Genomic DNA, 5,600 nt, shown 5'->3' on the forward strand with positions numbered 1-5,600 from the left:
ATTTTTATTATTATAGTTCATATTCATTATTTCTTCATTCTAATTGTTCTTAATGTCGCCAAATATGGCTTTCTGATGCAAAAATACAAAAGTTTTCTGAATAGTTGACAGCATCGATTCATTTTTTTGCTATTTTTGCATATACAAAAGATAGAAACGAATTTATTAACTTAAAGTAATAGGAGGGGCTATCATGAAACAGACACAGGAAAAATTCGAGGCAATGAACCTTGAGTATGAGAACCTCTATAATGAGGAAGATGACCGCAGAGATTATAATTCTGTTTGGTACAGTTAGGTAATTGAGTGCAGTTAGACAATAAAGGGCTATGCTATTTGTTGCAGAATCTCAAGCAACGACAGCATAGCCTTCTTGTGTTCTTATTTCTCGAAGTGCTGGTAATCCTTGCTATGTTTCCAGTCGCCACCCCATCGGAACCCTTTCTCCTTGAAGAGCCGGTAGCATAAATCGCCCTTTCTGATCATGTAAGTATGGTGCTTGCTACGGTCGAGATAAGGTCGTGCCGTAGCTGGCTCTACCACTTCCTTGCCATTCTTCAGCCGCTTGTGATAAGGGTTATAGAGTGTATTGATGTCAACGGCAAGTCCCTTGCCATGCTTTGAAACGGTCTTGGTATGTGAGATGAAGCGGAAGTTGAAGCTGGAGGAGTTGTTGTCCCTCATCGCCCTCTCGTCATCGGCATCCCAGTAGTCGATGAGTCTCATTCGCTCTATCGGATATTTCGCCTCGTAGAGCTTTTTGAGAATATCGAGCACATCTGCCGCTATCGCCTTGTTTACCACCATTTCACCTACGATGTTTCTGCCGTCCTTATCCACATGCAGGCATCTCAGGTATCGCAGTTCGCTTCTTGCCACGGTGCAATTCTTCTTATACGTCTTTCCTAGCATCAGATGGAAGATGGGGTCAGGGATAGGTGAGATGGAGAAGAAATGCTTCTCTCCAAGTTTTCTGATGGTTTGCTCGCTGACGATTTCTCCTGGCTTCTGTGCCTTGGATGGAAGGCAGAAAAGTATGGGGAGAGCAAGGTATAGGATGATGATCTTTTTCCAAAACATAATTCTTTCTTCTTAATATTTATTCTCTTTCATTCTTTCTTGATTTAATTTCTCTTCTCCTTATTTTGATTCACAGGGATATAATGCGAATCCTTGATTTCGCCAATTACGATGATGCTATGGAGACTTCCTATGCAGTCGATATTTCCCAGGGTGTTGAGCATGAAGTCCTGATAATCCTTCATGTCCCGGGCATACACCTTTATTTGGAAATCGTAATCACCGGTGGTGTTGTAGCATTCCGTTATCTGGTCGATGGTTTGCACGGTATCCATGAATTGCTGAATCAAGTCGTGGGTGTGCTGCTTCAATCGGATATTGCAGAGCACAATCACGTTGTGTCCCATCTTGTGATGATCCACTATCGCTCCATATCGCTGGATGTATCCCTCTCGCTCCAATCGCTTCTGCCGTTCGAAGGTAGGAGAAGGGGAGAGATGTACTCTTGCGGCAAGTTCCTTCACGGTGAGTCGGGAGTTCTGCTGCAACAACTTGAGTATCTTGATATCGATTTCATCGAGATTTTCTTCTGTAGCCATTGTTCCTTTTCTTTCTGTTTTATAGTTTCTTTGTTTCTCCTTTTAGCGTTTCTTGCAGAATAATATTCTGCTGATTTGCCAAATTCACTGCAAAGATAGCATATTTTTCTGAATTACGAAGAATATTTGGCAGATAAAATTCTTCTTCTTACCTTTGCACTCGCAATTCCGGATGCAAAGAGCCGTTCATCATCTGATAATGGCAAATTAAGAGTCATTCATCATTAAAAAATATAGGAGATAAAATAATGAGCAACGTAAGAAATATACATTTTGAGGCAGTGGGCAGCTATTTGCGTCCTGCAGAGTTGAAAGAAGCAAGAGCCAAGTTTGCTGATGGCAAGATTTCTGCCACCGACCTTCGCTGCATCGAAGACCGTCTGATTACTGAGGTCATCAAGCAGCAGAAGGCGCATCGCCTGCCTTATATCACCGATGGCGAGTTCCGCCGCAGCTATTGGCATCTCGACTTTATGTGGGGATTCAATGGCGTGGAGCATATCGAACTGGAGCATGGCTATCAGTTTCATGGCGAGGAGACAACCAAGGGTTCTATCCAACTGACCGGCAAGATTACCGGTGAGAATCATCCTTTTATCAAGGATTTCCTGTTTGTGAAGCAGTTTGAGGAGTTGGATGCCAAGGGCGAGTATATCTTCGAGGCAAAGCAGACGGTTCCTGCGCCTGCACAGTTTCTAGCCGAACTGTTCCGTGGCAAGAATGCCGAGAACACCCGCAAGTTCTATCCTAACACCACCCAGTTGATAGAGGATATTGCCCAGGCTTATCGCACCTTCTTCCAGGAGATTTATGCAGCCGGTTGCCGCACCATCCAGCTCGATGACTGCACCTGGGGAATGATTGTGGATAGCGATTACTGGAAGGCCAAGGTGGGCAACGGGTTCACCCTTGAGCAGGAAGCCCTGCAATATCTGAAGGTGAACAACCTTGCCATCGAGGGCAAGCCAGAAGGATTGACTATCAATACCCACGTATGCCGAGGCAATTATCATTCCTGCTATGCCACCAAGGGTGCCTATGATGCCGTAGCTCCTTATCTTTTCGCTCAAGAAGATGTAGATACCTTCTATCTGGAGTATGATGACGAGCGTTCGGGTGGTTTCGAGCCTTTGAAGTATGTGGCAGATGGCAAGAAGGTGGTTCTGGGTTTGGTAACCTCTAAATCTCCTGTGTTGGAGGATAAGGCTACGGTTATCGCCAGAATCCACGAAGCTGCCAAGTATGTTCCTCTCAATCGCTTAAGCCTCAGTCCTCAATGCGGTTTCGCCTCTTGTGAAATCGGCAATAAACTGACCGATGCTGAGCAATGGGCAAAGATAGATCTGGTTAGAGAGATTTCCGAGGAAGTTTGGGGCTCTTCTTCTTTCTCCGATGCAGAATGATATAGCCGGATAGCAAAACCAGCGTTATCAGCAAACCGGAGATAAAGACGAAGAGGTCGGAAAGGGGACCTAAGAATGGAGAATAGCATCTACCTACGTGAAGCTCTAAAGCCACATTCCAAAGTGACATTGGGGTGGCAGAAAGCAACTCTGGGGTAGATGCTGTTTCACCTAAGTTCGCCCCTTTGCTATAATCGAAAATCACTTCTTTTTCTCCGAAGAAATCCTTGGAATAACCGCTGACCAAAGAACTGGAAATCGGAATCATCGATTTTCCTTGGTTGGCTTTCCCTGTGAAATAATCCACAATCAGATTCTTTTCCGGATTCCAACGGAACATACCGCTGAATGATCCTATCAGCCAGCCACCTTTGCCATCGCTTTCGAAAACATTCACTCCCATCGGACTTATCTTTGGCGATTGCTTCTTATCCAATAAAACCGGTTTTTGGCAGAAATGCTCATCTACTCGAAGAAAACCTTCTGAGGTAGAAACCAGCCAGTTGCCCTCTGCTGCATTCCATCGGATGGCGCGAAGTTTATCGTGCCAGACATTTCCATCCTTCACCTTTTCTGTGGTTTTGTTCATTGCCAGAGGTATCATCAAAGGTGGTCGGAGACACATTCCTGTTATCGCTAGCCAGAGCGTAAGGATGATGGTGGCATATCCCAGCTTGTTATGCCATTTCGCATTGAAAACCATCTGTTTGCCAAGCTTCATCATTCTTTCTCTTGCCTGTAATCTCTTCTGTCGGCGGATACGGTAAGGAAGAATGAAGAGGATGATGCCTGTAATCGACAAGATGATGAGCACGATGGCGATGGCATCCACCACCAATCTTCCGGCTAATCCGAAGAAAGCACCGCTATGTAGGTTCCAAACGGTCTTGAAAAGGGTAACTTCCGGAACAAAACCTTCCGGTTGACCGATGATTTTGCGGGTAACATTCGTCTTTTCGCTGATAGCATCCCTCTTTTCGTTGGCTGCATCCGTCTTCTTTCCGGATATTTCATAAACGGCAGAACGGGTCATGGCGATGATGCTTGTGCTATCTTTGGTCAATGTAATGTCGGCGATACGCTCTTCATTATCTGCGAGCGGAAACATCTTCCATTCCTTTCCGTCGAAGCGATATACATCCATCATGGCTGCACACCAGATTTCTCCGTTTTTCGTCTGTACCATGTTGCGGATATTCCTGCCATCCACGTTCTTGGGTAATCCCTTGTTAAAGTCTTTCCAGCTTTTCATCTCTGCATCCGTAAGCCAGATGCCACCATAACCATACGCCAGGATGGAATCACTTGGAGTTTTGCTGATGCGGTGATTGATCTTGATAGAACCCTTGATGATGCCGTTGTTGAAATTCTTGATATGATAAGCCGATGGCATCAGACTTCTGCTTACTTCACAACCGGCGAATAGCTGGCGATGATTTAAAATGATACCTGATACGCAGAATACCAACATAAAGACAGACAGTACAAGTCCGAACCAACGATGGTATTTCTTCCATGTAAAACGTTTCTTCTTTTTTTCTCTCATTGTTGTTTTCTAATAAACATTGTTGTTTTCTACTAAATGGGTTGCAAAGGTAAGAATATCTATTTACTTCTGCAATACCCAAAAATAATGATTTGGAATGCTTCAGTCTTTGCTAATCTTTAGTTTCTTCACTTTTTCACTAAAAAAGTTTGGTGATTTCGTGATTTACTAGTAACTTTGCACCCCGAATAAAAAATCATCATTCATTAAGAACAATAAGAAACTAGAAAACAAGGAAAAATGGAATATATGTCTCAAGAAGGCTACGATGAGCTCGTGGCTGAACTTCAACACATGGTAAACGTAGAGTTGCCAGCAGTTCGCGATGCGATTGCTGAGGCTCGCGACAAGGGTGACCTCAGTGAGAATTTCGAGTATCATGCTGCCAAGCGTGAGCAGGGCAAACTGTTGAGCCGCATCAGCTTCAAGCAGAAGGTTTTGGAGAATGCCCGTGTCATCGACAAGTCTCGATTGAAGAGTGATACCGTTGGCTTGTTGAGCAAGATTAAGATTACCAATCTCGCCAACAAGTGCAGCATGAGTTATGTTATCGTAAATCCGCATGAGGCTGATTTGCATAGTGGAAAAATCTCTATCAAGTCGCCTATCGCCAAGGCCCTTCTGGGTAAGAAGGCTGGTGATGAGGTAATGGTAAAGGTACCAGCCGGTTTGCTGAAATTCCGCCTGGATAGCGTTGAGTTATAATGTATTATTTAAAAGGAAAGAGGGTGTTTCTTGGACTTTTGACACACCCTCTTCCTTTTTTATAAGTCCCTATTTACATTGGCTTGGCTGTAGTATTTTTAAACAACGTGTGTTAGACTACTGTTATACAAATCGAAATTTATAAAGGAGAATATTGATGAAATTATTTTTATGTTCGCACTTTTCAAGTGTAGGAAGTCTGATAAAGGAAGAAATTGAAAATAAGAAAGTCGCATTTATTCCAACAGCTTCACTGCGTGAAGGCTACACCGGTTATGTCGGCTCGGCTCGAAAATTATTCCTAAAATCCGCAACTATCATCCAATA

At 43.8% G+C, this 5,600-nt stretch carries 5 protein-coding genes and 1 pseudogene; 3 read left to right on the top strand and 3 right to left on the bottom strand.

What is annotated here, in order from left to right; translation table 11 throughout:
• Positions 1-381: 381 nt before the first annotated feature.
• Positions 382-1,080: a M15 family metallopeptidase gene (locus DW657_RS16465; RefSeq protein WP_118313473.1), complete on the bottom strand. Its 699-nt coding sequence runs from the start codon at positions 1,078-1,080 to the stop codon at positions 382-384.
• 44 nt (positions 1,081-1,124) lie between these two features.
• Positions 1,125-1,619: an Lrp/AsnC family transcriptional regulator gene (locus tag DW657_RS16470; RefSeq protein ID WP_089544952.1), complete on the bottom strand. Its 495-nt coding sequence runs from the start codon at positions 1,617-1,619 to the stop codon at positions 1,125-1,127.
• A gap of 248 nt (positions 1,620-1,867) precedes the next feature.
• Here DW657_RS16470 and DW657_RS16475 point away from each other — a divergent pair, with 248 nt between their 5' ends.
• The gene (locus tag DW657_RS16475) at positions 1,868-3,022 is read left to right on the top strand and encodes a 5-methyltetrahydropteroyltriglutamate--homocysteine S-methyltransferase (protein WP_118313474.1); all 1,155 of its coding nucleotides are present in this window, start codon (positions 1,868-1,870) and stop codon (positions 3,020-3,022) included.
• Here the strand turns inward: DW657_RS16475 and DW657_RS16480 are convergent.
• Positions 2,967-4,568, bottom strand: a complete 1,602-nt coding sequence (locus DW657_RS16480; protein ID WP_118313475.1) for a PepSY domain-containing protein — start codon at positions 4,566-4,568, stop codon at positions 2,967-2,969. The two genes, DW657_RS16475 and DW657_RS16480, sit on opposite strands and share 56 nt — an antisense overlap.
• A gap of 240 nt (positions 4,569-4,808) precedes the next feature.
• On the opposite strand from DW657_RS16480, the gene greA reads away from it, so the two are divergent.
• Together greA and DW657_RS18740 are read left to right on the top strand one after the other, a co-directional pair.
• Entirely contained in the window at positions 4,809-5,273 is a 465-nt protein-coding gene (greA, locus tag DW657_RS16485) for a transcription elongation factor GreA (RefSeq protein ID WP_089544955.1), read from the top strand.
• A 157-nt stretch (positions 5,274-5,430) separates the two neighbouring features.
• Positions 5,431-5,600, top strand: a pseudogene (locus tag DW657_RS18740) (peptidase S51); the annotation flags it as partial.

It is taken from the genome of Prevotella sp. AM23-5 (assembly GCF_003473645.1).
GTDB classification, from domain to species: Bacteria; Bacteroidota; Bacteroidia; order Bacteroidales; family Bacteroidaceae; genus Prevotella; species Prevotella copri_A.

Bases quoted from the DNA above. Each gene is read 5' to 3' on its own strand.
- DW657_RS16480 (WP_118313475.1), bottom strand. From the start codon at position 4,568: ATGAGAGAAAAAAAGAAGAAACGTTTTACATGGAAGAAATACCATCGT.
- DW657_RS16465 (WP_118313473.1), bottom strand. From the start codon at position 1,080: ATGTTTTGGAAAAAGATCATCATCCTATACCTTGCTCTCCCCATACTT.
- greA (WP_089544955.1), top strand. From the start codon at position 4,809: ATGGAATATATGTCTCAAGAAGGCTACGATGAGCTCGTGGCTGAACTT.
- DW657_RS16470 (WP_089544952.1), bottom strand. From the start codon at position 1,619: ATGGCTACAGAAGAAAATCTCGATGAAATCGATATCAAGATACTCAAG.
- DW657_RS16475 (WP_118313474.1), top strand. From the start codon at position 1,868: ATGAGCAACGTAAGAAATATACATTTTGAGGCAGTGGGCAGCTATTTG.